25 protein-coding genes and 2 pseudogenes are annotated in these 26,311 nt (G+C 62.7%); 21 read left to right on the top strand and 6 right to left on the bottom strand.

Annotated features, from left to right (window positions below; genetic code table 11):
* The first annotated feature begins 46 nt into the window (after positions 1–46).
* Together FJ443_RS23775 and FJ443_RS23770 are read left to right on the top strand one after the other, a co-directional pair.
* Positions 47–661: an acyl-homoserine-lactone synthase gene (locus tag FJ443_RS23775; RefSeq protein WP_140522982.1), complete on the top strand. Its 615-nt coding sequence runs from the start codon at positions 47–49 to the stop codon at positions 659–661.
* Positions 662–711: 50 nt separating this feature from the next.
* Complete coding sequence (locus FJ443_RS23770) at positions 712–1,479, top strand: response regulator transcription factor (protein WP_246681243.1); 768 nt, start codon at positions 712–714, stop codon at positions 1,477–1,479.
* A gap of 64 nt (positions 1,480–1,543) precedes the next feature.
* Here FJ443_RS23770 and FJ443_RS23765 read toward each other — a convergent pair whose 3' ends face one another.
* From FJ443_RS23765 to FJ443_RS23755, 3 genes are read right to left on the bottom strand one after another with little or no spacing between them, the layout of a single operon-like run.
* Positions 1,544–2,320, bottom strand: coding sequence for an amino acid ABC transporter ATP-binding protein (locus FJ443_RS23765; RefSeq protein ID WP_140522980.1), 777 nt, complete (start codon positions 2,318–2,320; stop codon positions 1,544–1,546).
* Positions 2,320–2,979, bottom strand: coding sequence for an ABC transporter permease subunit (locus FJ443_RS23760; protein ID WP_140522978.1), 660 nt, complete (start codon positions 2,977–2,979; stop codon positions 2,320–2,322). Before FJ443_RS23760 ends, FJ443_RS23765 begins: the two co-directional genes overlap by 1 nt.
* 14 nt (positions 2,980–2,993) lie before the next feature.
* Positions 2,994–3,623 carry an amino acid ABC transporter permease gene (locus FJ443_RS23755; protein ID WP_210239488.1) on the bottom strand — a complete coding sequence of 210 codons (630 nt, stop codon included), beginning with the start codon at positions 3,621–3,623 and terminating at the stop codon, positions 2,994–2,996.
* Between the two features lie 431 nt (positions 3,624–4,054).
* Here FJ443_RS23755 and trbB point away from each other — a divergent pair, with 431 nt between their 5' ends.
* Genes trbB through FJ443_RS23700 form a run of 11 tightly spaced genes read left to right on the top strand, consistent with a single transcriptional unit; the run spans position 4,055 to position 13,665 of the window.
* A complete protein-coding gene (trbB, locus tag FJ443_RS23750) occupies positions 4,055–5,038 on the top strand; it encodes a P-type conjugative transfer ATPase TrbB (protein WP_140522976.1) in 984 nt (327 codons plus the stop codon).
* Positions 5,035–5,367: a TrbC/VirB2 family protein gene (locus FJ443_RS23745; protein WP_140522974.1), complete on the top strand. Its 333-nt coding sequence runs from the start codon at positions 5,035–5,037 to the stop codon at positions 5,365–5,367. The genes trbB and FJ443_RS23745 overlap by 4 nt, the downstream gene beginning before the upstream one ends.
* Positions 5,367–5,648, top strand: coding sequence for a VirB3 family type IV secretion system protein (locus FJ443_RS23740; protein ID WP_140522972.1), 282 nt, complete (start codon positions 5,367–5,369; stop codon positions 5,646–5,648). The genes FJ443_RS23745 and FJ443_RS23740 overlap by 1 nt, the downstream gene beginning before the upstream one ends.
* Before the next feature lie 10 nt (positions 5,649–5,658).
* Positions 5,659–8,109, top strand: coding sequence for a conjugal transfer protein TrbE (trbE, locus tag FJ443_RS23735; protein WP_140555417.1), 2,451 nt, complete (start codon positions 5,659–5,661; stop codon positions 8,107–8,109).
* Positions 8,106–8,858, top strand: coding sequence for a P-type conjugative transfer protein TrbJ (gene trbJ, locus FJ443_RS23730; RefSeq protein WP_140522970.1), 753 nt, complete (start codon positions 8,106–8,108; stop codon positions 8,856–8,858). The genes trbE and trbJ overlap by 4 nt, the downstream gene beginning before the upstream one ends.
* A gap of 11 nt (positions 8,859–8,869) precedes the next feature.
* Positions 8,870–9,187 (top strand): putative entry exclusion protein TrbK-alt, encoded by a 318-nt coding sequence (trbK-alt, locus tag FJ443_RS23725; protein ID WP_140522968.1) that lies wholly within the window; start codon positions 8,870–8,872, stop codon positions 9,185–9,187.
* A gap of 2 nt (positions 9,188–9,189) precedes the next feature.
* Positions 9,190–10,539 (top strand): P-type conjugative transfer protein TrbL, encoded by a 1,350-nt coding sequence (gene trbL, locus FJ443_RS23720; RefSeq protein ID WP_140522966.1) that lies wholly within the window; start codon positions 9,190–9,192, stop codon positions 10,537–10,539.
* A gap of 3 nt (positions 10,540–10,542) precedes the next feature.
* Positions 10,543–11,232, top strand: coding sequence for a conjugal transfer protein TrbF (gene trbF, locus FJ443_RS23715; protein ID WP_140522964.1), 690 nt, complete (start codon positions 10,543–10,545; stop codon positions 11,230–11,232).
* Complete coding sequence (trbG, locus tag FJ443_RS23710; RefSeq protein WP_140522962.1) at positions 11,229–12,284, top strand: P-type conjugative transfer protein TrbG; 1,056 nt, start codon at positions 11,229–11,231, stop codon at positions 12,282–12,284. The genes trbF and trbG overlap by 4 nt, the downstream gene beginning before the upstream one ends.
* A complete protein-coding gene (locus tag FJ443_RS23705; protein ID WP_140522960.1) occupies positions 12,281–13,438 on the top strand; it encodes a TrbI/VirB10 family protein in 1,158 nt (385 codons plus the stop codon). The genes trbG and FJ443_RS23705 overlap by 4 nt, the downstream gene beginning before the upstream one ends.
* Positions 13,439–13,440: 2 nt before the next feature.
* Positions 13,441–13,665 (top strand): DUF2274 domain-containing protein, encoded by a 225-nt coding sequence (locus FJ443_RS23700; protein WP_140522958.1) that lies wholly within the window; start codon positions 13,441–13,443, stop codon positions 13,663–13,665.
* A gap of 161 nt (positions 13,666–13,826) precedes the next feature.
* On the opposite strand, the gene FJ443_RS23695 is transcribed toward FJ443_RS23700, so the two are convergent.
* Complete coding sequence (locus FJ443_RS23695; RefSeq protein WP_224656363.1) at positions 13,827–14,099, bottom strand: hypothetical protein; 273 nt, start codon at positions 14,097–14,099, stop codon at positions 13,827–13,829.
* 421 nt (positions 14,100–14,520) lie between these two features.
* Here FJ443_RS23695 and FJ443_RS23690 point away from each other — a divergent pair.
* From FJ443_RS23690 to FJ443_RS23670, 5 genes and pseudogenes are all read left to right on the top strand, one after another.
* Positions 14,521–14,878: pseudogene (locus FJ443_RS23690) on the top strand (transposase); the annotation flags it as partial.
* 31 nt (positions 14,879–14,909) lie between these two features.
* Positions 14,910–16,031 carry a universal stress protein gene (locus tag FJ443_RS23685; RefSeq protein WP_224656362.1) on the top strand — a complete coding sequence of 374 codons (1,122 nt, stop codon included), beginning with the start codon at positions 14,910–14,912 and terminating at the stop codon, positions 16,029–16,031.
* Positions 16,032–16,042: 11 nt separating this feature from the next.
* Complete coding sequence (locus FJ443_RS23680; RefSeq protein ID WP_140555415.1) at positions 16,043–17,656, top strand: MBL fold metallo-hydrolase; 1,614 nt, start codon at positions 16,043–16,045, stop codon at positions 17,654–17,656.
* A 121-nt stretch (positions 17,657–17,777) separates the two neighbouring features.
* Positions 17,778–20,255, top strand: a complete 2,478-nt coding sequence (locus tag FJ443_RS23675) for a phosphoketolase family protein (RefSeq protein WP_140522954.1) — start codon at positions 17,778–17,780, stop codon at positions 20,253–20,255.
* Complete coding sequence (locus tag FJ443_RS23670) at positions 20,252–21,418, top strand: acetate/propionate family kinase (RefSeq protein WP_140522952.1); 1,167 nt, start codon at positions 20,252–20,254, stop codon at positions 21,416–21,418. Before FJ443_RS23675 ends, FJ443_RS23670 begins: the two co-directional genes overlap by 4 nt.
* Positions 21,419–21,451: 33 nt before the next feature.
* Here the strand turns inward: FJ443_RS23670 and FJ443_RS23665 are convergent, their stop codons facing one another.
* Positions 21,452–21,967 carry a GNAT family N-acetyltransferase gene (locus tag FJ443_RS23665; RefSeq protein WP_140522950.1) on the bottom strand — a complete coding sequence of 172 codons (516 nt, stop codon included), beginning with the start codon at positions 21,965–21,967 and terminating at the stop codon, positions 21,452–21,454.
* Between the two features lie 51 nt (positions 21,968–22,018).
* On the bottom strand, positions 22,019–22,657 hold the full coding sequence (locus tag FJ443_RS23660) for a helix-turn-helix domain-containing protein (RefSeq protein ID WP_140522947.1): 639 nt from the start codon (positions 22,655–22,657) through the stop codon (positions 22,019–22,021).
* 232 nt (positions 22,658–22,889) lie between these two features.
* Between FJ443_RS23660 and FJ443_RS23655 the strand changes: the two genes are divergently transcribed.
* The 3 genes and pseudogenes from FJ443_RS23655 to FJ443_RS32075 all read left to right on the top strand — a co-directional run.
* Positions 22,890–25,457, top strand: coding sequence for a cation-translocating P-type ATPase (locus FJ443_RS23655; RefSeq protein WP_140666163.1), 2,568 nt, complete (start codon positions 22,890–22,892; stop codon positions 25,455–25,457).
* Positions 25,458–25,931: 474 nt separating this feature from the next.
* Positions 25,932–26,066 carry a hypothetical protein gene (locus tag FJ443_RS31980; RefSeq protein WP_263483449.1) on the top strand — a complete coding sequence of 45 codons (135 nt, stop codon included), beginning with the start codon at positions 25,932–25,934 and terminating at the stop codon, positions 26,064–26,066.
* Between the two features lie 128 nt (positions 26,067–26,194).
* Positions 26,195–26,311 (top strand): annotated as a pseudogene (locus FJ443_RS32075) (cation transporter); the annotation flags it as partial.

Genomic DNA, 26,311 nt, shown 5'->3' with positions numbered 1-26,311 from the left:
ACGTACGGCAAGTCCGTTTTCCTACGACCCTCCGCCTGGAGGCGTCATGGTTCGTATACATCTGGTCACTTGGGATAACAGGAAGCACTACAGGAAAGTTCTGGAGCGCTACTTTCGGATACGCTACGAGATTTACGTCAAGCAGAGGCGATGGCGCGCCGTCGCACGGCCCATCAACATCGAGATCGACGCCTTCGATAACGAGCATACGCTTTATGTTCTGGCGCTTGATACCAACGGCAAGATCCTAGGCGGCTCCCGTCTCGTCCCGACGCTGGAGCCGCATCTCATGAGCGAAGTGTTCCCGGTTCTCGCCGGCGACAGGCCTCCGCGAGCGGCTGAAATTTTCGAGTGGACGCGTTTCTTCGTCGTTCCATCGCTTCGTACGCACGGCACCCCGTCGCCGATCGCCGGCTTGGTTCTCTGCGGTCTGCTCGAGATCGCTCAACGTCTGGGGATTCGACAGATCAGTGTGGTGTGCGAGACATTCTGGCCAAAACGGCTGCGCGCGCTTGGGTGGACGCTGACCGAGCTCGGTGACGTTCTCGAACATCCCGACGGCGATATCATCGCGTTGCTGATCGAGGTCACGCCCGAAGCTGTTGAACAGACGCGCCGCGCTTACGGCATCAGCGGCGTCATACTTGCCGACAACATCTAGGCTCGTAACCAGGCACCTGCGGGAAGCGCGCGAGGGCTCGATCGTCAGGGGTGTATTGTCATCGCGCCCATTTGCGCGGTAGTCAGCCCTATGATGTGTCGAACCCGGTTGATGGACTCATGAAGCCGCTGGTCCTGATCGCCTCGAAGGACCCGGATTTCTTCCTGGTCTTCGGCCACATACTTTCGGTAGCCGGCTTCGAAACACAGCTGATCACGGGAGACCGGGAAATCGCACGTGCCATCGCGGCGACAGCCCCGCTTGCCATAATCGTGGACTGCCATCCGGGCGACCGTGCAATCGTCAAGCAGTGCAGCTGGTTGAAGTCGACCGCCGCAACCAAAGCGACGCCGGTCGCGAGCCTGGTTGCCCCGCGCTCCGGCAGGCTGCATCTGGACTTGATCAAGGCTGGCGTCGACGAAATATTTTCCCGGCCGTTCGCCCCCGAACAGCTGCTGACATGGCTGCACGGCAAGGCGGGCATAGCGAAGCTTTCACGCGAAACGGACTCGGGTGAGTTGGTGCAGGGCGATTTTCGGCTCGAGCGACAGACCCACCGGACATTCTTCAAGCAAAAGGAGATCGTCATGCCACCGATCGAGTTCAAGCTTTTGCGCAGCCTTTTGGGGCAACCTGGCAAGGTCTTGAGTCGCGAGGAGCTGGTCGCGACGGCATGGCCTGAACATGCCGCCGCAACCGACGTGCGGGGCGTCGACGTCCATATAGCCAGGTTGCGCAAAAGGCTTCGGGCGTCGGTGGGAAGCGATGTGATCCGGACCGTTCGCTCGGCAGGTTACGCGTTCGCGCCGGACTGGTGATCTGACGGGCGTGCAGCGTTCCTGCGCGGGCGGTGCCGGCACGCCGGTCGACACGCGTCTCATCTCAATGGCTCAAGATGGTGTCCAGGAACAGCCGCGCGCGTGGGTGAGCGGCCGCTGAGAAAAACTCTTTGGAAGAGGCACGCTCGATAATGCGGCCGTCGTCCATGAAAACAATCTCATCGGCGACTTCGCGTGCGAAACCCATCTCATGCGTCACGCAGACCATGGTCATGCCGGTTTTCGCGAGCGCGATCATGACGTCGAGGGCTTCCTTGATCATTTCCGGGTCGAGCGCGGAGGTGGGTTCGTCGAACAGCATGATTCGGGGATTGAGGCAGAGCGCACGCGCGATCGCCACCCTTTGTTGTTGACCACCCGAGAGCTGGGCCGGGTAGGCTTGCGCCTTTTCGGGAATGCGCACCGCCGTCAGATGCTGCATGGCGATCTCTTCGGCCTCCCGGCCGGTTTTCAGGAGAACCCGTCGCAGCGCCAGCGTGCAGTTGGCAAGCACGGTGAGATGCGGAAAGAGGTTGAAACTCTGGAACACCATGCCTGTCAGCCGGCGCGCCGTCGCCGTGTCCCGGGCATTTCTTCCCAGTGCTATCCCGTCGAGCTGGATCGTTCCCTTTTGAAAAGGCTCAAGACCGTTGCAGCAGCGGATCAGCGTCGATTTGCCCGAGCCGGAAGGCCCGCAAACGACGATGCGTGTGCCCGCGCGGATCGTCAGATCAATATCCTTCAAGACGTGCAGGGCACCGAACCATTTATTGAGGCCATCGACCCGGAGATGCGCGGTGGTTTGAACGGAGGAGACTGGGAGCGAGACTTGAGCGAGCATCAGCGACGTCCGGATGCAAGCAGGCGCTGCTCGACACGCTTTACGCCATAAGCAACGATCAGCGCCAAGGCGAGAAACAGAATGCCGGCGACGGTGAGCGGCTCCGCGTATCGATAGGTTTCAGACGCGATATCGAAGGCGCGGCCGAGCATTTCGGGTACCGCCAGGATCGCGAGATAGGGCGTGGCCTTGAGGATCGAAACGAGATAGTTGCCCAACGGTGCGGCGACGTTGCGCAACATTTGCGGCGCGACAATGAAAACGACCGTGTCGCGGCGGCTGAGCGACAAGGCTCTGGCTGCTTCCTGTTGGCCCTTCGGGATCGCGTCGATGCCCGCCTTGAACACCTCCGCCAGATAGCCGCTGTAATACAGGCTCAGCCCCAGTATGCCGACCGTCATGGCCCCAAGCCGGATGCCGTAGAAAGGCATGACGAAATACAGGAAATAGAGCCAGGCCAGAACCGGCGTCGAGCGGATGAAGTCAATCAGAAAGCGGACGGCGAGGCCGGGCGCGCCGCCGCCGCGGCGGATCATCTCGAAACTGAAACCAAGCGCTGAAGCGCCGAGACAACTCAACACCGTTGCCAGCAGAGTCGCTCCGATTGCCCCGAGAATGGTCGGAATGGTCGAGAGCGCGAAGTCAAAGTTAAATCCCACCAGGCGTTCCTCTTTCAGGATTTGACCCGCGCCTCGAGCCAGCGGCCGGCGAGTGCGATCGGATAACACACGACGAAGAAGGCCAGCAGCAGCGCTGAGTAGATCGCCACCGGATCGTATTCGGTCTGCGCGATCTCCTTGGCCCGGAAGGTCATGTCCGTCAGCGTGACCAGCGAAACGAGGGACGTCGCCTTGACGAGCTGGATAAGATTGTTGACGAAGGTGGGGCTCATGGCGACCAAGGCCTGCGGCAGCTCGATCAGAAACAGGATCGCCGGGCGCGAGAGGCCGAGCGCCATGCCCGCCTCGCGTTGGCCGGCGGGAAGAGATTGCAGTCCGGCGCGCACCGCCTGGCTGGCGTAGCCGCCCGTGTTGAGACCGAGCACCAGTGCACTGACGGTCAGCGCCGATAGGGTGACCCCCATCACCGGCAGCACATAGTAAAAGACGAAGAGCAGGACGACCACCGCGGAACTGCGCCAGAATTCAATCATGGCGGTGACCAGGAAGCGGGTCATGCCGGTGGTCAGAAACTGCGCGACGCCGAAGACGAGCGCGAAGGGGATCGCAAAGACCAGGCCATAGGCCGTGACCTTCAGGGTGATGCCCAGCCCCTGCAGAATGCCTAGCCAGATCTCGAACATGTTCACGAGGTGCCACCTATCTTTGCTGAAAGGGGTGCCGATGATGTCAGTATGGTTTCAGCGTGCCTCAGGTCGGCGGCTTTCCGCTCAGAAATCGCGTCCTTCTGACCGGACCTCATGGCAATTCTCCGTGCGGTGGAAAGAACGATCGCCTTTCCGGAGAGGCCATCGGTGGCTTTGTCATAAACCCGGCGGGAGTCTTCTGTCAATAAACATGGACATCTTACTGCAAAAGTTCATATTTGAGCTGCGGCGAAGGCGGAAAGACGTCGGGCTTAAAGCGCGATGACCGTCGGCGCCGCCGTTGGCCGGTAATTTTACGCTACGCTACGACGACGGCTGAAACCGGTTGAACCGGGCTGCTCCAAGGCTCTTTTGATCGTCCCCGACCGGGCGTTGTTCGACGTGTTCCCGGCCAGAACGGGGACAGTATGGCCATCTCGCACAACGATACCGAAGGACGCGCGCGCAGTTCGCGCATGCTGCGCACCGCGCTTGGACCCGCCATCGCCCGGTTTCTCGACGATCCCGCGATCGTCGAGGTCATGCTCAACCCGGATGGCCGCATCTGGGTGGATCGGCTTTCGGACGGTCTGGCCGATACAGGGAACATGCTGGCGCCCGCCGCCGGCGAGCGCATTGTGCGTCTGGTCGCCCATCATGTCGGCGTCGAGGTCCATTCCCGTTCTCCACGCGTCTCGGCCGAGTTGCCGCAGACCGGCGAGCGTTTCGAGGGCCTGTTGCCGCCCGTGGTGGCCGCGCCGGCCTTCGCAATCCGCAAGCCCGCCGTCGCCGTGTTCACGCTCGATGACTATGTCGCGGCGGGCACAATGTCGGCCGCCCAGGCCGCGATATTGCGTGCCGCGGTTGCCGTGCGCGCCAACATCCTCGTCGCCGGCGGCACGTCGACTGGCAAGACGACGCTCACCAACGCGCTGCTTGCCGAAGTGGCGAAAGGGACGGACCGGGTCGTCCTGATCGAGGACACCCGTGAACTCCAATGCGCCGCGCCCAACCTTGTCGCAATGCGCACGAAGGACGGCGTCGCCACGCTTTCCGACCTGGTTCGCTCGTCTTTGCGCCTGCGGCCCGACCGCATCCCCATCGGCGAGGTGCGCGGCGCCGAAGCTCTGGATCTGTTGAAGGCATGGGGCACAGGGCACCCTGGCGGGATAGGCACCCTTCATGCGGGCTCCGGTATAGGCGCGCTGCGCCGTCTTGAGCAGCTTATCCAGGAAGCCGTTGTCACCGTGCCGCGTGCGCTGATCGCCGACACGATCGGGCTTGTCGCTGTGCTCGCCGGACGCGGCAACGCGCGGCGGCTTGTCGAACTGGTCAGAGTCGAGGGTCTCGGCGCCGACGGCGATTACCGCATTGCTGAAGCTGCCCCCATCAACACAGGAGAAAATTCATGATCCGCCTGCTTTCGCGCTGCCGCGCCGGCCTGGCTGCGGCCTGCGTCGCAATTGCCGTCAATCTCGTGGTGGCTCCGGTCGCCCATGCGTCAGGCTCCTCGATGCCGTGGGAACAGCCGCTCGAAAAGATTCTTCAGTCCGTCGAGGGACCGGTTTCCAAGATCGTCGCCGTGATCATCATCATCGTCACCGGCCTGACGCTGGCCTTCGGCGACAGTTCGGGTGGCTTCAGGCGGCTCATCCAGATCGTTTTTGGCCTTTCGATCGCCTTTGCGGCGTCGAGTTTCTTCCTGTCGTTCTTCTCGTTCGGCGGCGGAGCGCTGATCTGATGACAACCGCTCTTGAACAACTCGACGCGGTGCGGGGGTGGACGGTGCCCGTCCACCGGGCGCTGACGGAGCAGATCCTGCTCGGCGGCGCGCCGCGCGGAATAGCGATCCTCAATGGCACGCTGGCGGGCGCGGTCGGCCTTGGGCTGCGGCTGTGGCTGGTCGGTCTCCTCATCTGGGCAATCGGACATCTCACGGCGGTATGGGCCGCCAGGCGCGATCCGCTGTTTTTCGAGGTTGGGCGCCGACACCTGCGGCTCCCCGGACATCTTTCGGTTTGAGGGCGCCGCTATGATGAGCCTTGCCGAATACCGCCGAACCGCTGCTCGCCTTGCCGACTATCTGCCTTGGGCAGCACTCGTCGCGCCGGGCGTCGTGCTCAACAAGGACGGCAGTTTTCAGCGCACCGCGAGGTTTCGCGGCCCCGATCTCGACTCCGCCGTCGCGGCAGAGCTTGTCGCGGTGGCGTCGCGCATCAACAATGCCTTTCGTCGCCTCGGCTCGGGCTGGAGCGTCTTTGTCGAAGCACAGCGGCACGAAGCCGCCTCCTATCCCGAGAGCCAGTTTCCCAATGCGGCCGCCAGCCTGCTCGATGCCGAGCGCAAAGCCGATTTCGACGAGGAAGGGGTTCATTTCGTATCGAGCTACTTTCTCACATTCCTGTTTTTGCCACCGCCCGAAGACGCCACGCGCGCCGAGGGGTGGCTTTATGAGGGTCGCGACCAGTCGGACGCGGATCCGGGCGAGATCGTGCGCGCCTTTGTCGACCGGACAGGGCGCGTGCTGTCCCTGCTCGACGGGTTCATGCCGGAATGCCATTGGCTCGATGACGGCGAAACGCTCACTTATCTGCATTCGACGATCTCGACCAAACGCCATAAGGTGCGCGTCCCCGAGACGCCGATCTATCTCGATGCGCTGCTCGCTGATGAACCGCTCGCCGGCGGGCTCGAGCCACGACTTGGCGATAAGCATCTTCGCGTGCTCTCGATCGCCGGCTTCCCGACCGCAACGACACCCGGCCTGCTTGATGACCTCAATCGGCTGGCCTTCCCTTACCGCTGGTCGACCCGTGCGATCCTGCTCGACAAGGTCGACGCTGTCCGACTGTTGACCAGGATACGGCGGCAATGGTTTGCGAAGCGCAAGAGCATCGCCTCGATCCTCAAGGAGGTGATGACCAACGAAGCGTCGGCCCTCCTCGACACCGACGCCGCCAACAAGGCGGCCGACGCCGACACCGCATTGCAGGAGCTCGGCGCCGACATGGCGGGCATGGCCTATGTCACCGCGACCGTCGCGATATGGGATTGTGACCCGCGCGTGGCCGACGAGAAATTACGGCTTGTCGAGAAGGTCATCCAGGGCCGCGACTTCACGGCGATTGCCGAGACCGTCAACGCCATCGACGCCTGGCTTGGTTCCTTGCCCGGGCACGCCTACGCCAATGTCCGTCAGCCTCCCATCTCAACGCTCAATCTCGCCCACATGATGCCCCTCTCTGCCGTGTGGGCGGGGCCGGAACGGGACGAGCATCTGGTCAGTCCTCCCTTGCTTTACGGCAAGACCGAAGGCTCGACCCCGTTCCGGTTGGTCCTTCATGTCGGCGATGTAGGTCATACGCTGGTCGTCGGCCCCACTGGAGCCGGCAAGTCGGTGCTGCTCGCGCTGATGGCGCTGCAGTTCTGCCGCTACCGCAACGCTCAGATCTTCGCCTTCGATTTCGGCGGGTCTATCCGCGCCGCGGCGCTCGCCATGGGGGGCGACTGGCACGATCTCGGAGGGCACCTCACCGAAGGCGTGGACGCCTCCGTTTCGCTGCAGCCGCTCGCCCGGGTTCATGACACATACGAGCGTGCCTGGACGGCTGACTGGATCGTCGCGATCCTGATGCGCGAAGGCATCCAGATCACCCCGGACGCAAAGGAGCATATCTGGGCGGCGCTAACGTCGCTTGCCTCGGCTCCCGTCGAGGAGCGCACCATCACCGGGCTCAGTGTGCTCTTGCAAGCCAATGACCTGAAACAGGCATTGCGCCCATACTGTGTCGGAGGCGCTCACGGCCGATTGCTCGACGCCGAGGCCGAACACCTCGGACAGGCATCCGTGCAGGCCTTCGAGATCGAAGGACTGGTGGGCACGCAAGCCGCGCCGGCCGTCCTCTCCTACCTGTTCCATCGCATCGGGGACCGGCTCGACGGGCGTCCGACGTTGCTCATCATCGACGAAGGCTGGCTCGCCCTCGATGACGGGGGGTTTGCCGGGCAGTTGCGCGAGTGGCTGAAGACGCTGCGCAAGAAAAACGCCAGCGTCGTCTTCGCCACCCAGTCGCTTGCCGATATCGACAATTCGACTATTGCGCCCGCGATCATCGAAAGCTGTCCAACCCGGCTGCTGTTGCCCAATGAGCGCGCGGTTGAGCCGCAGATTGCCGCCATCTATCGGCGCTTCGGCCTGAACGACCGCCAGATCGAAATCCTGGCACGAGCCACACCCAAGCGCGACTACTACTGCCAGTCCCGCCGCGGCAACCGTCTCTTCGAGCTCGGCCTGTCCGAGGTCGGGCTGGCGCTTTGCGCCGCGTCCTCGAAGAGCGATCAGGCCCTGATTGGCAGCATCATCGCCGAGCATGGCCGCAACGGCTTCCTGGCGGCCTGGCTGCGTGCCCGTGACGTGGGCTGGGCCGCCGACCTCATTCCCAACCTAACCCTTTCCGAACCTGAAAAGGATTCCCAGCCATGACTGTTCGTCAAAGGCGCCCACACGCCCTTCTCATGGTCGCGGCGATACTCGCCGCGCCGGTCGCCATCTCGCCGACTGCGCCAGCGTATGCCTTCATCGTGTTTGATCCATCGAACTATTCCCAGAATGTTCTGACGGCCGCGCGTTCGCTGCAGCAGATCACAAACCAGATCACCTCCCTTCAGAATCAGGCCCAGATGCTGATCAACCAGGCGCGCAACCTGGCGAGCCTGCCTTTGTCCTCGCTCCAGCAACTGCAACAGTCGGTGCAACGCACGCAACAGCTTCTCGGGCAAGCACAAAACATCGCCTTCGACGTCCAGCAGGTCGACAAGGCCTTTCAGCAGCAATACGGCAGCGTCTCGCTTTCTGCATCCGACCAGGAGCTCGTCACGGACGCGCGCTCGCGCTGGCAAAACACGGTGGGCGGCCTTCAGGACGCCATGCGCATCCAGGCGGGCGTCGTTGGAAACATCGAGACCGGCCGCGCGCAAATGTCGGCGCTGGTCGGCGCCAGCCAATCGGCGACCGGAGCGCTGCAGGCGACGCAAGCTGGCAATCAGCTTCTTGCGCTTCAGGGCCAGCAGCTCGCGGACCTGACCGCTGTTGTCGCCGCCAACGGTCGCGCCCAGGCGCTGACCGAGGCCGAACGTGCCGCCGCGGTCGATCAGGGGCGGGAGCAGCGCCGGCGCTTCCTCACTCCCGGCTCGGGCTACGAGGTCGGCTCGGTCCAGATGTTTAACCGCTGAGGTCGATGGCCATGGACGGCAAAACCCTCGCTCGCGCGGTGGCTGTGATCTTTGTCGCGGCCGCCCTCTCGGCGGCCGCGCTCGGTATGAGCCGGAAACAGAATAAGCTGGCGGGCGAGGGCGCGCACACAAGCGCAGGCTTGATGCCGAACCCGCTTCGCGAGGGTCTGCGCCGTTGCCAGGTCCTCGGCGAGGCTGCCCTGCGTGACGATGGATGCGCGCGGCTATGGGCCGAACAGCGCGATCGCTTCCTCGGCCTGAAACAGCCATCGGGGCCTTCGATAGGCGAGCCCGACGCGCCAGATGCAGCCCTGCACGAGGCCCGATAGATATGGGCAATACTGGCGTCATCGACCAATTCCTGGCGACTTTCACCCGCTACATCGACAGCGGTTTCGGCCTGCTCGGCGGCGAGGTCGCCTTCGTCGCCACCACGCTGATCGTCATCGACGTGACGCTCGCCGCGCTCTTCTGGAGCTGGGGCGCTGATGACGACATTCTTGCGCGGCTTGTCAAGAAGACGCTCTTCGTCGGTGTCTTTGCCTATCTGATATCCAACTGGAACGGTCTCGCCCAGATCGTATTCGAGAGTTTTTCCGGTCTTGGCCTGAAGGCGAGTGGAACCGGTTTCTCGGCTCAGGACCTGCTGCACCCCGGCAAGGTGGCGCAAACCGGTCTCGATGCGGGACGGCCATTGCTCGAGGCGATCTCAGGTTTGATGGGCTACGTCTCCTTCTTTGAAAACTTCATCCAGATCGTCTGCCTTCTATTCGCCTGGTCACTGGTCCTGCTTGCCTTCTTCATCTTGGCGGTACAGCTCTTCGTAACGCTGATCGAATTCAAGCTGGCGACGCTGGCCGGTTTTGTGCTGATCCCCTTTGGCCTCTTCGGCAAGACAGCCTTCATGGCCGAGCGCGTCCTTGGCAACGTCATCTCATCGGGCATCAAGGTGCTGGTGCTGGCCGTCGTCATCGGCATTGGCTCGACCCTGTTCGGCGAGTTCACTCAAGGGTTCGGCGGCGAAAACCCCACCATCGATCAAGCTATGGCAATCGTGCTGGCTGCATTGTCGCTTCTCGGTCTCGGCATCTTCGGCCCGGGCATCGCCAACGGCATCGTCTCTGGCGGACCGCAACTCGGTGCGGGTGCCGCCGTCGGTACAGGCCTGGCCGCAGGCGGCATGGTGCTTGCCACGGGCGGCACCGCAAGCCTCGCAGCCCGCGGCGGCTCGGCGGCTTTCTCCGCAGGCAGCTCCATTGTGCGTGGCGGCTCGATTGCAGGCGCGTCGGGCCAGGGTGACACCGCAGCTGCCGCCTCCGCCCTGGGCGGCGGCGTTGGCAGCGGCGGTGTTTCGCAAAATGGCTCGCCGCTCAGGCGCGCCGCCGCGCGTGCCGGTGAATCCGTGCAATCGGCCTCCTCGGCTAGCCCACGGTCCGCCAACGCGGAACGCGGTGAGACCGCGACAGCGGGGACGGTTAGGGGCAATGCCGAACGCGCAAGCGACCCTCCCGTCTCCCGCGCGGCCGGCGCGGGCGAAGTGGCACAAAATACACCCGACTGGGCCAAGCGCATGCAGCGGTCCCAGCGCCTGTCGCACGGCGTCCAAACCGCTGCCCACGCAGTTCGCGCTGGCGACGGCCATGGCAGCGGTAGTTCCGTTTCTCTCTCCGAAGGCAAATGACCCATGAACATCTTTCGACGGCCCGCCACCCACTACGGCAAGGCGCCCCAGCCCGAGACTTCATACCAGAAGGCCGCGCAAGTCTGGGACGACCGCATCGGCTCTGCTCGCGTGCAGGCCAGAAGCTGGCGCTTAATGGCCTTCGGGTCATTGATCCTGTCGGCCGGCCTGGCCGCCACGCTCGTTTCGCAATCACTGCGAGGGACGGTGATCCCTTGGGTGGTGCAGGTTGACACGCTCGGACAGGCGCAGGCACTCGCGCCCGCCACCTCGGACTATAGGCCAACCGACCCGCAAATTGCGTGGCATCTCGCCCGTTTCATCGAGCAGGTCCGCTCCATCCCGGCCGATCCGATCGTCGTGCGCCAGAACTGGATGCGCGCCTACGAATGGACCACCGACGGGGGCGCCGCGGCACTCAACGACTATGCCCGTGTCAACGACCCCTTCTCCAGGGTGGGCAAGCAGCAGGTCTCCGTCGATGTCTCGTCCGTCATTCGTGCCTCGGCGGACTCCTTTCGCGTCGCCTGGGCCGAACGTCATTACGAGGATGGCCAGCTCTCCACCAGCGAGCGATGGACAGCCATTCTGACAACCGTGATCCAGGCGCCACGCGACGCTGACCGGCTGCGGGCCAATCCGCTTGGCATATACGTCAACGCCATAAACTGGTCGCGGGAGATGAGCCAATGAACCAGCCATTCGGTATCATCGCCACTCCAGCTTTGAGAAAGTCGGCGTTTGCCGCGGTGTTGTTGTCGGGCTGGCTACTTGCCGGTTGCGCCACACCGCAGAAACCACCTCAGATCTCCTATGACGCCTCCGTGCCGCCTTTGCCTGCCGCTCCGGTGGCCGCACTCGATGAGAGACCCAAACCGCTGCACGTTCCACCAGGGTGGGTCCCGGCCCGCGGCGGCGCGGCCGGCAGCACGCCGGTGGCGCGCGTCGAGAACGCGAACGCGGCGGCGCGGGTCCAGCCGCGTCGTGAGGGTTATTACAACGCCATTCAGATTTATCCTTGGAGTGAAGGAGCCCTTTATCAGGTCTATGCCGCTCCAGGACAGATAACGGACATCGCGCTTGAGCCCGGCGAAAGCCTGACCGGCGAAGGTCCGATCGCGGCGGGCGATACCGCGCGCTGGATCATCGGTGACACCGAAAGCGGAGCGGGCGTCTCCAGGCGCGTCCATGTGCTGGTCAAGCCTTCGCGTCCGGACATCAACACCAATCTCGTCATCACCACCGACCGGCGCAGCTACATGATCGAGCTGCAATCGGGCGAGGAGCCTTACATGCCCGCCGTGTCATGGGCCTATCCCGCGGCGCCGGCCGGACAAGCGCGCGCGATCCCCGCGACACCGGTGATTCCCGCCATCACCGCACGCAATTATCGTTATGGTTTCACCGGCGACGCGGCCCCGTGGCGGCCCGTCAGCGTCTATGACGACGGCAGGCGGGCCTACGTCGAGTTTCCACGCGGGATCGTGCAAGGCGAGATGCCGCCCATCTTCGTCATAGGCCCGGACGGCGAGGCCGAGATTGCCAACAGCCGCGTCTACCAGAACACCCTGATCGTCGACCGTCTCTTTGGCGCCGCGGAATTGCGGCTTGGCAGTGGCAAGCGGCAACAGACCGTCAGGATCGTCCGCACCGATGCCACGAGGAGAGGTCTGTGGATGTCAGGCACCAATGCGGCGCCGAGTGCAAAGAACGCATTTCGTCAAAGGGGAGGGGAACAATCATGAGCGAGAACGAAATCCCGGCTGCCCCCATGCAGCTTCGCGCCGATCCGCCGCGCGTCACGCGCTTGTCGCGCAAGGTGCTTGCCGGCATCGGCTTATGTGCATCGCTTGGCGTCGGCGGCGCGCTGATCTACGCGCTTCGGACGAGTGAAACCGGCAGGCATGGCGACGAGCTCTACTCGACGTCCAACAGGCAGCCCGCCGAGGGACTGGCCAGCCTGCCGCGCGACTATACTGGCCCTGTTCTTGGACCGCCGCTGCCTGGCGATCTTGGCCGGCCGATGCTTGATGCCCAGAACAAGGGACAGCCCGTCGTGCCGCCTACGATCGCAACGCCGATGGTTGATGAAGCCGAACAGCGCCGGCGGGCCGAAGAGGAGGCGGCCCGAACGTCGCGTGTTTTCTTCCAGACGGGGCAGTCAATCGCGGCATTGGCCGAAACCCCGCCCGCAGGAACTTCCCCGCCGAACCTTGGCGGCCCCGACCTTGCCGGTCAGATCGGCCAGTCGACCACGCAAGACCGCCAGCTCGGCTTTCTGAATGCGGCCGCTGATCGGCGCACCGTGGCGCCGGATCGCGTCACGCCGCCGGCGTCGCCCTATGTGCTCCAAGCAGGGGCCGTCATCCCGGCGGCCCTCATCACCGGTATCCGTTCCGATCTGCCCGGTCAGATCACCGCCCAGGTGATCGAAAATGTCTATGACAGTCCGACGGGTCGCTCGCTGCTGATCCCGCAAGGCACGCGTGTCATTGGCCAGTACGACAATGGCGTCGGCTTCGGCCAGCGGCGCGTGCTGCTTGTCTGGAACAGGCTGGTCTTTCCCAACGGACGCTCCATTGTTCTTGAACGCCAGCCTGGCACTGACGCCCAAGGCTATGCCGGCCTTGAGGACGGCGTCGACTACCATTGGGCCGAGCTGTTCAAGGCGGCCGCACTCACCACCATTCTCAGCGTTGGCGCGGAGGCCGGCTCGTCCGGCCAGGAAGGTGACATCGTGCGCGCCTTGCGCAGCGGCGCCTCCGACAGCCTCAGCCAGATGGGCCAGCAGATCGTCCAGCGCCAACTCAACATCGCACCCACACTGACGATACGGCCTGGCGTCAATGTGCGTGTCGTCGTTACGCGCGATCTCGTGCTCGAACCCTACGGAGGCTGAAAATGGCCAATCTGAAACTCGGTCCGATTGCAGACGACAAGCCGGTTAAGGTCACAGTGGAACTGCCGGCGCCGCTGCACCGCGATCTGTCCAGATATGCTGAGATCCTTGGCCGCGACGGGGGTCAGCCTTCCACTGATCCTCTTCGCCTGATTGTGCCCATGCTTGAGCGATTTATCGCGACCGATCGGGGCTTTGCTAGAGCCAAGCGGGAGCGGAAAGGTTGAGGGCCACCTCTGCCGCCAAGGTTAAAACTTTGTAATGCTGTAGCACGACTGCAAAACTGCGTGGGAGGTGTCAACTCGTGGGGAGCTGACGGGCAGCGGCTTCCGCAGTGTCCTCGGGTCTGGTGTTGAGGCGGCGTTAGGCGCCGCCTTGTGGATGATGTTCACAACGGTTTCGAACAAGGGTAGCCCCTTGGGCGGCAGCCTAGGCCGCCACCGATCACCACGCAATCGTACGTCGCATTGCTCAGCGCTCCTTTGAGTGCGGCATCGGGCGTAATCATGCAGGTGTCACCCTGCCAGCCCCGTTCCTCGATTTTCGCCACGCCCAAAGCGATCCCAGCGTTGATTTTTTCGGCATTGAAGCCGGGCGGCAAGGACGGGTCCGAGAAGTCGACGGTTTCAGGTTTCTGGCCGGCAAACAGTATTCGCGTCATTGAAACACTCCATGAAGTTTCGGGTTTCCGAAAGTGGCCGTATGTCTTCGGCGACAAGGGTGCGAAGGCCGGATCTTGTTCGGGTCGAGGCAACGAGTATCCACGCAGAGACGCAGCCCTTGTGCTAGGAGTAGCCGCCCTCCCGTTTTGTGCAGAACCATAGGTGGCGGCCGGCCCGAAGGTTCGGAACGGGCACACGCCTTTTTGTCGTATTTTATGGCAATGTCAGCCACTCAGTGATTAATCCAGATTGGTCATCTCCGATTGACATCGTGTTCTCGCCAAGAATCACAGCCGAACCAGATTGATTGCCGCCCGATGCTGCAGTGCGGTCGGCGGATTGGCGGGGCTTGTTCGAGCGCGCTCAGAGACCGATTGAAAACGCCTTGAACGGTGCGATCGCACGTAATTCAAGCTTGGGATGTGGACCCGAGCGACGCGTGGCCGGATGGCCGACGTCGAGAAGAAGACCAAGCGTTATCCGTCCGATCTGACGGATGAGGAATGGTCGCGGATACAACCGTTCCTGCCGGGCGCGTCCATGACCGGGCGGCGCGTGGCGAGGGACCTGCGCGAGTCTTGAACGCGATCCGCTACATGGCCCGACCGGGTGGCGGCTGGCGCATGCTGCCGAAGGATTTCCCGCCCTGGCAGACCGTCTACTGGTGGTGCCGCAGCTTCGTGCGCCGTTTCAGTTCAAGACAATCCACGATGTGGCGCTGATGCTGGACCGTGAACGGGAGGGTCGCGAGGCGAGCCCGTCGGGAGGCGTCCTCGACGTCAGTCGGTCAAAGGTCCGGAAGCCCCGAAATGACATGGATCGCGGTGACCGCCGGTGCCATCGTTGCGTCGTCTTCCGCTTGGGCATTGACGTCTGACAAGAGACAACATTCGCTCCAAAATAGCGACAGGTTTTCGCCCATGCAATTGAGCCAGCGCAGCGACGGCGGGCGACACGATGTCGGCGTGGGCGCCGACGCGGATCTCGTCCAGTGGTCACGCATTTGCGGTGGATCAAAGCCGGGCTCGCCCACCGCGACTACCAATACCACGCAAGTTGGCCATCCGGGCCGGCATCAATGGAGGCGAAAACCGATGAAGCTAATGGCAGTTCTTTGTCTGGCGACGTATCCGGACGCAAATGCTGGGGCAGTGGCCGTAAACGCTGTTGCCGTCGCCAAGCAGATCGGAGCGGCGCTTCATGCCGTCGCCATCAATGTCGATATTCCCGACGTTTCAAATGCGCTCTCAACCTACCTCCTCGACCTCCCCTACAAGATAGCGGAAGCTGAGGCGACAAGCCGCAAGCACGGCAAAGCTCTGCTTGAGGCGGTTGCCAATGAGGCCTCATCAGGTGCGGTGATCCTGTCCGCCCAGGAGATCGCAGCGCCACTGGCCCTGATGGGAGATGTTGCCGCAGAGCACTCCCGCTATTTCGACACCTGCCTTGTCGGCTGGGCGCCCGCCAACCAGACGGCACGGACGCTGGCCGAGGCGACAGTCTTCGGCTCCGGTAGGCCGACCGTTCTTCTTCCCGATTCCACGAAGGTGGAACCCTTTGAACATGTCGTTATCGCCTGGGATGGCAGCCGAGTGGCCGCAAGGGCTGTTGCAGACGCGCGGGCGTTTCTCGAACGTGCCTCAATGGTTACGGTTGTGACCGTCACCGACGAGAAGCCGCTTCCGGGGCAAGGCATTGGCGAGCGCCTTGCTTCGGGCTTGAGGGCGCGTGGTCTGATGGCCGAGGCGGTCTCGATCCAGGCACAGGACCGTTCGGTCGCGACTGCACTGCAGGAGCATGCCCTCAAAATCGGCGGCAAGCTTCTGGTCATGGGCGGATATGGCCATTCTCGTGTCAGGGATTTCGTGCTCGGTGGCGCTACGGACGGGGTGCTTGCCGATCTGCGCCTGCCTGTCCTGCTCTCCCACTAGGGCGTGGCGACATGCAAGGCGCTCGCGGCACGGATCCTATCCTGCGCTTTCACGGCGCGGCCCACGGCGTCACCGGCTCATGCTACGAGATCGAAACCTCCCGCTGGCGGGTTCTCGTCGATTGCGGCCTTTTCCAGGGATCGAAGTCGGAACGGGAACTTAATTATGGCCAGTTTCCGTTCCCGCCGGAGACGATCGACGCTGTCATCCTGACGCATGCGCATATCGACCATAGTGGGCTGTTGGCGAAGCTGGTCAAGCAGGGCTTTTCCGGTCCCATCCATTCGACCCGCGCCACCATCGATCTCTGCTCAGTGATGCTGCCCGACGCGGCGCATATCCAGGAAATGGAAGTCGAACAGCTGAACAGACGCAACGCGCGGCGCGGTCGGCCGCTGGTCGAGCCGATCTACACTCTTTCAGATGCGGCCGCCTGCATGACCTTGTTCCGGGCCCTGGAATATGGCGAATGGACAACCGTCGCCGAAGGCCTTCGGGCCCGCTTCTGGAACGCTGGTCACCTGCTCGGCTCTGCCTCGGTCGAACTTGAGATCGATCTGGATCACCAGAAGAGACCCATGCGCATTCTGTTTTCAGGCGATATCGGGCCTGGACACAAGTTGCTGCAGACCGGCCCGGAAGGTCCGGCTGGGGTCGACTACCTGATCTGCGAATCGACCTATGGCGACCGCGAGCGCCCGGATGTATCGCCCGAGCAGCGGCGATCGCAGCTGGGTGACATCGTGCGTGGCGCCGCCGAGACCGGCGGACCTCTCATCATTCCGTCCTTCGCCGTGGAGCGAACGCAGGAACTGCTGGTCGATCTCCATCTGCTCATGCGGACCGGTGCCGTGCCCTCCGCGCCGGTCTTTGTCGACTCGCCGCTGGCGACACGCGCCAGCGCGATTTTTGAGCGGCATGCCGACGAGATCGAACAGGGTGACGCGCTACGGCAGGCCCTCAACTCGAAGGAGTTACGCTTTACCGAGACGGTGGAACAGAGCAAGGCGATCAATCGCCTGACCGGCTTCTTCGTGGTGATCGCTGCCAGCGGCATGTGCGACGCGGGCCGGATCCGCCATCACCTCAAGGCCAATCTCTGGCGCCGGAATGCCACGGTGATGATCGCCGGCTACCAGGCCCAGGGCTCTCTAGGCAGGATCCTGCTCGACGGCGCTCGGCGCGTGCGCATCCAGGGCGAGGAGGTCGAGGTCAAGGCGCATGTCAGCCTGTTCGACCTCTATTCCGGTCATGCCGACGCAGCCGAACTGGTTGCGTGGGTCGCGTCCAGAGGTCCGGTAAGGCAGGCGGTGTTCCTCACCCATGGCGAGGAGGAAGGGCTGCGTGGCTTCAGCGAGCGGCTGCAATCGATTATGCCTGACGGCAGGATCATCACGCCGCGGCTGGATGATGCCTTCCAATTGACGTTCAGTGGCAGTCTGCCGGTCGAACTCAACCAGCCCCGCCGTCTGAGACCAGAAAGCGTTGCCCGCCTCGACTGGCACAACGACCTTTCCAGACTTCTCCTCGACATCAACGAAGCGGTCGGCGCTGCGGCCGACGAGCGGGGACGTGCGGCGGTCATCAGGCGCATGCGCCGCGCGCTCGACGGCAATGATGCTTAAATCCTGCGAAGAGATGCACTGAAACGCCGACGCGTTTGTGTTCCTTCGCTGCAGCTCGACGAAACACAGGCGCAAGTCGAAATCGCAAGACTCAAGACTGTCGCCAACAACGGAGCCAGACATGACCGAGCACACGACAAATCCAGCCTCCAGTGGTGTCCTGTCCAACCGCGAGGCGTACGACATCCATGCCTATTGGCGTGCCGCCAACTATCTCACGATCGGCCAGATCTACCTGCTCGACAATCCACTGCTGCGCGAACCGTTGCGGCTGGAGCACGTCAAGCCACGCCTGCTCGGCCATTGGGGAACGTCGCCGGGGCTGAGTTTCATCTACGCCCACCTCAATCGCATGATCAGGCTCAGTGACGCGAATGTGATCTATGTCTGCGGACCTGGTCACGGCGGACCGGCAATGGTGGCGAACAGCTATCTTGAGGGCAGCTACAGTGAGCTCAATCCCGACATATCGATGGATGAGCAGGGGATGCGCAAACTTTTCCGCCAGTTCTCCTTTCCGGGCGGCATACCGAGCCACGCGGCGCCCGACGTGCCGGGCTCGATCCATGAGGGCGGCGAACTGGGCTACGCGCTTTCTCATGCCTATGGCGCGGCCTTCGACAATCCCGATCTCGTGGTCGCCTGCGTCGTCGGCGACGGAGAGGCCGAGACCGGGCCGATGGCCACCGCATGGCATTCCAACAAGTTTCTGAATCCTGAGCGCGATGGAGCGGTTCTGCCGATCCTGCATCTGAACGGCTACAAAATCGCCAATCCGACCATTCTGGCCCGTATCCCAGAAGACGAATTGCGCTCGCTGTTCGTCGGCTATGGCTATGAACCGCTGTTCGTCGAGGGGCACGAGCCGGCGCTGATGCATGAGCGCATGGCGAGCGTGCTCGACGATGCGTTCGACCGGATCCGTGCGATCCAGCAGACCGCGCGGAGCGGTTCCGCAACAGGGACTTCGCGACCAAGATGGCCGATGATCGTGCTGCGCAGCCCCAAAGGCTGGACCGGACCGAAGGAGGTCGATGGACTGAAGACCGAGAGCTTCTGGCGCTCGCACCAGGTTCCCTTGTCGGGCCTTGCGGAAAACCCGGCGCATCTCAAGCTGCTCGAGGACTGGCTGAGAAGCTACCGGCCCGAAGAACTGTTCGATGCAGCCGGCGCCCCTATTGAAGCGATCCGCGCTTCCGCCCCTGAGGGCACATGGCGCATGGGTGCCAACCCGCATGCCAATGGCGGCCTGCTGCGCAAGTCCCTCGTCCTGCCCCTAGTGCACGACCACGCGGTTGCGATCGAACGACCGGGCGCGGTGAAGACCGAATCGACACGGGCGATGGGCAAGTTCCTGCGCGCCGTCATGGAGCTGAACGAGGCGGCGCAGAACTTCCGCATCGTCGGTCCCGATGAGACGGCCTCGAACCGGCTTCAGGACGTGTTCGAGGTCACCGAGCGCGCCTGGATGGAAACGATCCTGCCCGAAGACGTTCATCTTGGCCGCGACGGCAGGGTCCTGGAGATTCTCTCGGAACACACATGCCAGGGTTGGCTCGAAGGCTACCTGCTCACCGGGCGGCACGGCTTGTTTTCCTGCTACGAGGCGTTCATTCACATTGTCGATTCCATGTTCAATCAGCATGCCAAATGGCTGGATGCCTGCCGCGACATTCCGTGGCGTCGGCCGGTGGCGTCGCTGAACTATCTGCTGTCGAGCCATGTCTGGCACCAGGAGCACAATGGCTTCAGCCATCAGGATCCAGGCTTCATCGATGTCGCTCTCAACAAGAAAGCCGATATTGTGCGGGTCTACCTGCCGCCGGATGCCAACACCTTGCTGTGCGTGACCGATCACGTGCTGCAGACATGGAACCGCATCAACGTGATCGTCGCCGGCAAGCCGCCATCGTGGCAGTGGCTTTCAATGGACAAGGCCATCGTTCATTGCGGGACGGGTATCGGCATCTGGGACTGGGCTTCGACCGACAATGGCGAGGATCCTGACGTCGTGATGGCTTGCGCCGGCGACGTCCCGACGCTCGAAACGCTGGCGGCCGTGCAGATCCTCAGGTATGCCATTCCCGAACTCAAGATCAGGGTGGTGAATGTCGTCGACCTGATGACCCTGCAACCCAAGGAGCATCACCCCCATGGGTTGTCGGACCGTGAATTCGACGCCCTGTTTACCTCGGAAAAGCCGGTGATCTTCGCCTATCACGGCTATCCCTGGACCATCCATCGCCTGACTTACCGGCGCACCAATCACGACAACATCCATGTGCGCGGCTACAATGAGGAAGGCACGACGACAACGCCATTCGACATGACGGTGCTCAATGGCCTGGATCGATACCATCTCGTCCAGAGCGTCCTTGAGCGGCTGCCAAAGGGCAAGGGCGCCAATATCGGGCAGGTGCAGGAGATGGAAGGCAAACTGATTGAGCATCGGGCCTATATCCGTGCTCATGGTCAGGATATGCCGGAGATCCTTGGCTGGAAATGGGAGCAGGGCATGGATGCGGCGCCAGACTTGCCCAATAAGCCGACGAGCGGGTTTCGGCGCACCACCGGGCCGAGAATGCGGACGGCTTCATGAGTGATGCGTTCCTTGTCCTGAACAGCGGGTCATCGAGCTTGAAATTCGCGGTGTTCGAGGCAAGCGCCGAGCTTTCCGAGCTGCTGCGCGGCAGTATTTCGTCGCTCGCACGGCATCCGCGCCTGCACGTCGCGGCCGCGGCCGGATCCCCCGAGATCGACATCAGCCTGGGCGAAAAATCGATCGATGTTGCCAAAGCCTTCTCAACGGTCGCTGCGCTGCTCGCCGATCGCAACCTTCTTGGCCGCATCAACAGGGTCGGGCATAGGATCGTCCATGGCGGGCGCGACTTCACCCAAGCGACGCTGCTCGACACGGACGCGCTCGAGGCACTACAGCTGCTGGAGCCGCTGGCGCCCATCCATCAAAGGATCAATCTCGAGATCGTTGCCCGGGCTGCAGAGCTCCTCCCGCGGGCGCGTCAGGTCGGATGCTTCGACACTGCGTTTCATGCGAGCCGGCCAGCACTTGTCAAGATCTACGGGCTGCCGCGCGCGATGACCGAGGCGGGCATCGTTTCCTATGGTTTTCACGGCCTGTCCTACAGCCATATCGCTGCGAAGCTGCGCGAGCGCTACGGTGCGGCCGCCGGCGGTCGGGTGATCGTCGCCCATCTCGGCAGCGGCGCCAGCCTCTGCGCGATGAAGGCTGGACGCAGTGTCGCCACGACGATGGGGTTCTCGACGCTTGACGGCCTCGTCATGAGCACCCGCTGCGGCGTGCTGGACCCGGGCGTCATCCTGTATTTGCTGCAGGAGAGGAGGCTGTCGAGCGAAGACCTGGCCAGCCTTCTCTACGAACGTTCGGGCCTGCTGGGCGTCTCCGGCATTTCTGGAGACATGCAGGTTCTGCTGGGCGCAAAAGAGCCTTCGGCCGTTCAAGCCGTCGACCTATTTGTTTATCGTGTCGGACGTGAAATCGGCTCGCTTGCCGCCGCGCTTGGCGGGCTCGACACGCTGGTGTTCACCGCTGGCATCGGCGAACACGCGCCACTGATCCGGCACAGGATCTGCGAAGCAGCTGCGTGGCTTGGCGTCGAGCTCGATGAGCATTTGAACCAGAAAGGTGCGGAGAGTGTCAGCGCGCCAAATTCGCGCGTCGACATTCTCGTCATTCCGGCCGGTGAGGAACAGGCCGTTGCCCGCGAGACGCTGGCATTCTGAGCGGTCTGTCTGCCGCTGGAACCGCGTGCCCAGCTACTTCGGCAACTTGGCCCCTCGCTTGCGTTGCACCAGCACGAGGGTTGCGTCATCCGGATCCGTCGTGACGGTGAAGCCCATCTCGCGCTCAAGCTCGATTGCCGCACGGTTTTCCCGGTGTTCGATCGACTCGATGGTTTCGAGACCGAGCTCATCCGCGTAGCGCGCAATGTGGGCGAGCAATTCCCAGCTGACGCCCAGTTGCTTGCGGTCATCGCGAATGCAGACAGCGACCTCGCCACGCCGGTCGGCCGGATCGCTGGCCAGTGTCGCCACCGCGATCAGCATTCCGTCTGGTGCGAATGCAAGAAAATTATGGATGTGCGCATCATCGGACCGCGTCATTGCCACCAGCCGTTCGTGCGAAACTTCCCGCACGGCGCCGAGAAAGCGGAAGCGCAGATCTTCAGGGGTCACATGGGTGAAAAACTCAGCCAGTGCCGGCTCGTCCTCGGGGCGCGCGCCGCGCACTTGGAAACAGAATCCCGTGTGGGTGGTGAGCGTCTTGTTCATCGTCTCAAATCCTTGGGTGTTGTCTGGCGTCGTCGCAGCGGCGAGGGTGGGTTATTCACCCATGTCCAAAAGCACGTCCTGCTTGAGGATTTCGATGCTGCGCAAACCGAGCAGGCGAATGACGCCTTTGTCCTTCAGTCGGGTGAAGACCCGCGACACCGTCTCGATGGTGAGGCCGAGATAGTCGCCAATATCCAGTCGCGACATCGGCAAGTCGACCTGGCGCAAGCCGCCCTGCCGTTCCGTCATGTCGACTAGGAACGCTGCGACCCGTTCGATGGCGTTCTGGCGGCCAAGGACCAGCAGATGTTCCTGAGCTCTGATCAAGCCCTTGAGCGCAAGCGGCAGCAACTGGCGGGACATGTCCGCGGCCGCAGCGATCCGGACAACGCGGATACCGGTCGCGTTGATGGCCTCGGCGAAGAAATGATGGGTGGCCTCGGCCTCGAAGCCGAAAGTCTCTCCGGCCATGTGGAAGGCGCTGATCTGCCGGCGGCCGTCGGCGAGCAGCCGGTAGACACGCACCGCGCCGAATTCGACCTGGTAAAGGGGTCCTGCCTTTTCGCCTTGGGCGTAGATCTCCGTGCCAGCCGGGAAGAAGCTGACCGGTTGCGCCATAGCCCCATCGAGGAGAGCGAAAGGGCTCGGCTGCGTTGGCAGTTCAATCTTGGCGATCTGTTGAGCGTACATGGCTGTGTTCCCGGTTGATCCGTAACACAGCAATCGCGCGAATCCGCAGATCGCGAAATTCGGTTATGTCCCTAAGGGAAACCACCTAATCCGTTCAGGCTGGCCCGTTGCATCGGCGAATGGCCATCCAGAACCGGGTGTCCGTTCGGCATTTGAACGATAGCCTTTGCGGTAGGTCAAGGCCCGCTCTATTCACCTGATTAAAGATGTTGGGAACGAGGGAAACACCCAAATGTCCCAATCCACCCGACCCACTATCGCTTTGTCTGGTCTCAGCGAGGTCGAGGCACAAGCCAGGCTCGCCCTCGATGGTTTCAACGAACTGCCCAGATCGAACCGGCGGACGCCGCTGCGGATTGCCTTCGAAGTCGTGCGCGAACCGATGCTGGCCCTTCTGTTGGGCGGAGGTGCCGTTTACCTGCTGCTTGGGGATCTGCATGAGGCGTTGATCCTGGCTGCTTTTGCCACCTTGTCGGTGGGGATAACCATCGTACAGGAAGCGCGGACAGAACGCGGTCTGGAGGCGTTGCGCGACCTGACAAGCCCGCGTGCCCTGGTGATACGCGACGGTGAACGTAGGCGCATTGCAGGGCGCGAGGTCGTGCGCGGCGATCTGGTGGTGCTGGGCGAGGGCGATCGGGTGCCGGCCGACGTCTTGCTGATCCAAAGCCTGGATCTCCAGACCGATGAATCGCTGCTGACCGGTGAGTCGGTTCCGGTGCGCAAGTTTGCAGCCAAGGATGGCGACCCGCCAGCCGAACGCCGCCCAGGCGGCGACGACCTGCCTTTCGCATTTTCCGGATCACTCGTGGTGCGCGGTTCGGGCATTGGCGAAGTTCTGGCAACCGGGCCGCTGAGCCAAATCGGTGCGATCGGCCAATCGCTCAGCATTATGGAGACCGAAGCACCCCGCTTGCAGCGACAGACGAAACGTCTTGTCGGCATCTTCGCACTGGTCGGTGGTGCGGTCAGCGTTCTGGCGGTCGTGCTTTATGGCGTTTTGCGGGGCGGGTGGCTCGACGCGGTCCTTGCTGGCATCGCGCTGGGCATGTCGATGCTGCCCGAGGAATTCCCGATGGTGTTGACCATCTTCATGGCCATGGGCGCCTGGCGCATCTCGCAGGCGCGCGTGCTCACCCGTCGTGCGGCGGCGATCGAAACGCTTGGCTCGGCGACAGTTCTCTGCACCGACAAGACCGGAACGTTGACCGAAAACCGCATGACAATCGCGGAGCTGAGAACGCCTGACGGCAAACGGTTCCGGTTACCGGACAACATGAATGCCGGGATGCCGGCGGCCTTTGGCGAGCTGGTCGAGCTTGGTGTGCTCGCCAGCGCCGAAATTCCTTTTGATCCGATGGAAAAGGCATTTCACACCCTTTCGCAGGAGCGATCACCCAGTCGCAAGGATCTGGACAGTGTTGATCGGAAACTTGTCCGCGCCTATGGGTTGCGTCCCGAGCTGCTGGCCATGTCGAATGCTTGGCGATCACCGGCTGACGGCAGCGACTGTCTGGTCGCCGCCAAGGGCTCGCCGGAGGCCATAGCGGCACTCTGTCGTCTGAGCGCGGAGCGCTTCGCTTCGATCAAGGCTTCCGTGGACGCCATGGCGACCGAAGGACTGCGCGTCCTCGGGGTGGCCCGAGCCAGTCATTGTGCTGGTGAACTGCCAGAAAGGCAGACAGGCTTCGATTTCGAGTTCATGGGCCTCGTCGGGCTGGCTGACCCCCTCCGCCCGGAGGTTCCGGATGCCGTGAACAACTGCCGGTCCGCTGGAATCAGAGTGGTCATGATCACGGGGGATTATCCGGCGACCGCCAGAGCAATAGCCAGTCAGGCTGGGCTCGATTTCAACGACGTCGTGACCGGTGAAACGCTCAAGACAATGGACGATGCGGCACTTTGCGCGCGCGTCAAGACCGCCACAGTGTTCGCGCGGATCACGCCCGAGCAGAAACTGGCGATCGTCAGAGCGTTGAAGGCCAATGGCGAGATCGTCGGCATGACAGGAGACGGCGTCAACGACGCCCCCTCGCTGAAAGCGGCCAACATCGGCATTGCCATGGGAGGTCGCGGCACCGACGTCGCGCGCGAGGCTTCATCCATTGTCCTTCTCGACGACGACTTCGGGTCGATCGTCAAAGCCATACGGCTGGGCCGCCGCATCTACGACAATTTGCGCAAGGCCATGGGCTTCATTCTTGCCGTGCATGTGCCGATCGCTGGGCTGGCCCTTCTTCCTCTGCTGTTTGGCCTGCCCATTCTGTTCGGACCGATGCACATAGCCTTTCTGGAAATGGTGATCGATCCGGTGTGTTCCTTGGTCTTTGAAGCCGAGACCGAGGAAGATGACGTCATGAATCGCCCTCCACGAGATCCGCAAGCATCGCTCTTTTCGCGCTCGCTCATAGCCTGGAGCGTTGTGCAGGGCCTGCTGGCGTTCGCACTTGTCGCAAGCATCTTCCTTTTTGCCTTCCACTGGGGAATGCCGGAGAACGAAATTCGCGCCTTGACGTTTTTTTCGCTGGTCCTCTCGATCGTCGGCCTGATCTTCGTCAACCGTACGTTCGGCGACTCGCTGCTGATTGCGTTGTTCCGGCCCAATCGATCGCTTGCTCTTGTCGTCGTGGTGGTTGCTGCAGCGCTGGGCGGGACACTTCTCTGGCCATTCGCCAGTGGTCTCTTCCAGTTCGGACCGCTGCACCTTGACGACCTCTCGATGACGCTGGCGGCAGGAGCCGCAGTGCTGGTCTGCCTTGAGTTCCTGAAGCATTTCTGGAGAGGGTGGTTAAAAGCCTGACCGCGCCATTGGTGCTGACCCTGCGGGTTTCACCAAGCCGCGCTAACCTTGCCTACGAGATGGTTGGGTACAAATCCGCCGGTTTAGGAGGCGTTTTGACGCCGCCGCCGTCACCTTGTCTTGGCCGTTCTGGCCTCGGGTTCGCAAGATGCCGTAGAGCGTTTGCAGGATCCGTTCGACCTCCGTGTGGCTCACCCAGGTTTCCGGATGCTCGGCGGCTACGCCCTCGCCCCCGGCGTTCTCCTGGTTGCGCTGGCAATCACCGCGTTACGCGCGCGCCATGCGATCGCGGTGGCCGGCGTTCTGATCGGAGGAGCGTCGTCCATCGGCTTGATGTCGGCGGTCAACTTCACAATCGGCTCCGACTTTAGGTGGCCACTCTTCGCCCGCGACTGGTCTGGGCCGTCAGCCTCATCGTCTATGGGCTCGAAAGCTCCCGCAACGACAATCGCTGACAAATAAGGAACCCACCCCATGAACACCAACAACGTGCACCGCATGTTCGATCCCCCGACCGGGTCCGAACCAGAACCGAAGGCCGAGGCAGGCGGATTTTGGACTTCGAAGGCCGGTCTGGTCACGATCGCTTTCCTGCTGATCGCCGCTTAGCGGAGCGTGATCTCCGATATGCTCGATAGCCTTATGTCGGAACGGCAAGGCTGCGGTCGACACGAATGGCAGCAACTGGCGAAATGGCGGGTGGACAACAGTGGACGACATTTGTTGGGAGAGGGGTTTCGACGGACCTTCACCTACGGCCTTGGCCGGGTCGAGGATCTGGCCGGCATCATCATCGTCCTGATTATCCTCTTCAGTGCCATCGTCGCCGGCTATGAGGCGATCGACAGGTTGAT

Source organism: Mesorhizobium sp. B2-6-1 (assembly GCF_006440475.1).
In the GTDB taxonomy this organism is placed as follows: domain Bacteria; phylum Pseudomonadota; class Alphaproteobacteria; order Rhizobiales; family Rhizobiaceae; genus Mesorhizobium.
Note: the sequence above shows the minus strand (reverse complement) of the source record. Positions and strands in the feature narration are given on the sequence as shown.

Bases quoted from the DNA above. Each gene is read 5' to 3' on its own strand.
- trbK-alt (WP_140522968.1), top strand. From the start codon at position 8,870: ATGGACGGCAAAACCCTCGCTCGCGCGGTGGCTGTGATCTTTGTCGCG.
- trbE (WP_140555417.1), top strand. From the start codon at position 5,659: ATGATGAGCCTTGCCGAATACCGCCGAACCGCTGCTCGCCTTGCCGAC.
- FJ443_RS23670 (WP_140522952.1), top strand. From the start codon at position 20,252: ATGAGTGATGCGTTCCTTGTCCTGAACAGCGGGTCATCGAGCTTGAAA.
- FJ443_RS23755 (WP_210239488.1), bottom strand. From the start codon at position 3,623: ATGTTCGAGATCTGGCTAGGCATTCTGCAGGGGCTGGGCATCACCCTG.
- trbF (WP_140522964.1), top strand. From the start codon at position 10,543: ATGAACATCTTTCGACGGCCCGCCACCCACTACGGCAAGGCGCCCCAG.
- FJ443_RS23700 (WP_140522958.1), top strand. From the start codon at position 13,441: ATGGCCAATCTGAAACTCGGTCCGATTGCAGACGACAAGCCGGTTAAG.
- FJ443_RS31980 (WP_263483449.1), top strand. From the start codon at position 25,932: ATGAACACCAACAACGTGCACCGCATGTTCGATCCCCCGACCGGGTCC.
- FJ443_RS23745 (WP_140522974.1), top strand. From the start codon at position 5,035: ATGATCCGCCTGCTTTCGCGCTGCCGCGCCGGCCTGGCTGCGGCCTGC.
- FJ443_RS23705 (WP_140522960.1), top strand. From the start codon at position 12,281: ATGAGCGAGAACGAAATCCCGGCTGCCCCCATGCAGCTTCGCGCCGAT.
- FJ443_RS23765 (WP_140522980.1), bottom strand. From the start codon at position 2,320: ATGCTCGCTCAAGTCTCGCTCCCAGTCTCCTCCGTTCAAACCACCGCG.
- trbG (WP_140522962.1), top strand. From the start codon at position 11,229: ATGAACCAGCCATTCGGTATCATCGCCACTCCAGCTTTGAGAAAGTCG.
- trbJ (WP_140522970.1), top strand. From the start codon at position 8,106: ATGACTGTTCGTCAAAGGCGCCCACACGCCCTTCTCATGGTCGCGGCG.
- FJ443_RS23685 (WP_224656362.1), top strand. From the start codon at position 14,910: ATGACATGGATCGCGGTGACCGCCGGTGCCATCGTTGCGTCGTCTTCC.
- FJ443_RS23680 (WP_140555415.1), top strand. From the start codon at position 16,043: ATGCAAGGCGCTCGCGGCACGGATCCTATCCTGCGCTTTCACGGCGCG.
- FJ443_RS23740 (WP_140522972.1), top strand. From the start codon at position 5,367: ATGACAACCGCTCTTGAACAACTCGACGCGGTGCGGGGGTGGACGGTG.
- trbL (WP_140522966.1), top strand. From the start codon at position 9,190: ATGGGCAATACTGGCGTCATCGACCAATTCCTGGCGACTTTCACCCGC.
- FJ443_RS23660 (WP_140522947.1), bottom strand. From the start codon at position 22,657: ATGTACGCTCAACAGATCGCCAAGATTGAACTGCCAACGCAGCCGAGC.
- trbB (WP_140522976.1), top strand. From the start codon at position 4,055: ATGGCCATCTCGCACAACGATACCGAAGGACGCGCGCGCAGTTCGCGC.
- FJ443_RS23695 (WP_224656363.1), bottom strand. From the start codon at position 14,099: ATGACGCGAATACTGTTTGCCGGCCAGAAACCTGAAACCGTCGACTTC.
- FJ443_RS23675 (WP_140522954.1), top strand. From the start codon at position 17,778: ATGACCGAGCACACGACAAATCCAGCCTCCAGTGGTGTCCTGTCCAAC.
- FJ443_RS23665 (WP_140522950.1), bottom strand. From the start codon at position 21,967: ATGAACAAGACGCTCACCACCCACACGGGATTCTGTTTCCAAGTGCGC.
- FJ443_RS23655 (WP_140666163.1), top strand. From the start codon at position 22,890: ATGTCCCAATCCACCCGACCCACTATCGCTTTGTCTGGTCTCAGCGAG.
- FJ443_RS23775 (WP_140522982.1), top strand. From the start codon at position 47: ATGGTTCGTATACATCTGGTCACTTGGGATAACAGGAAGCACTACAGG.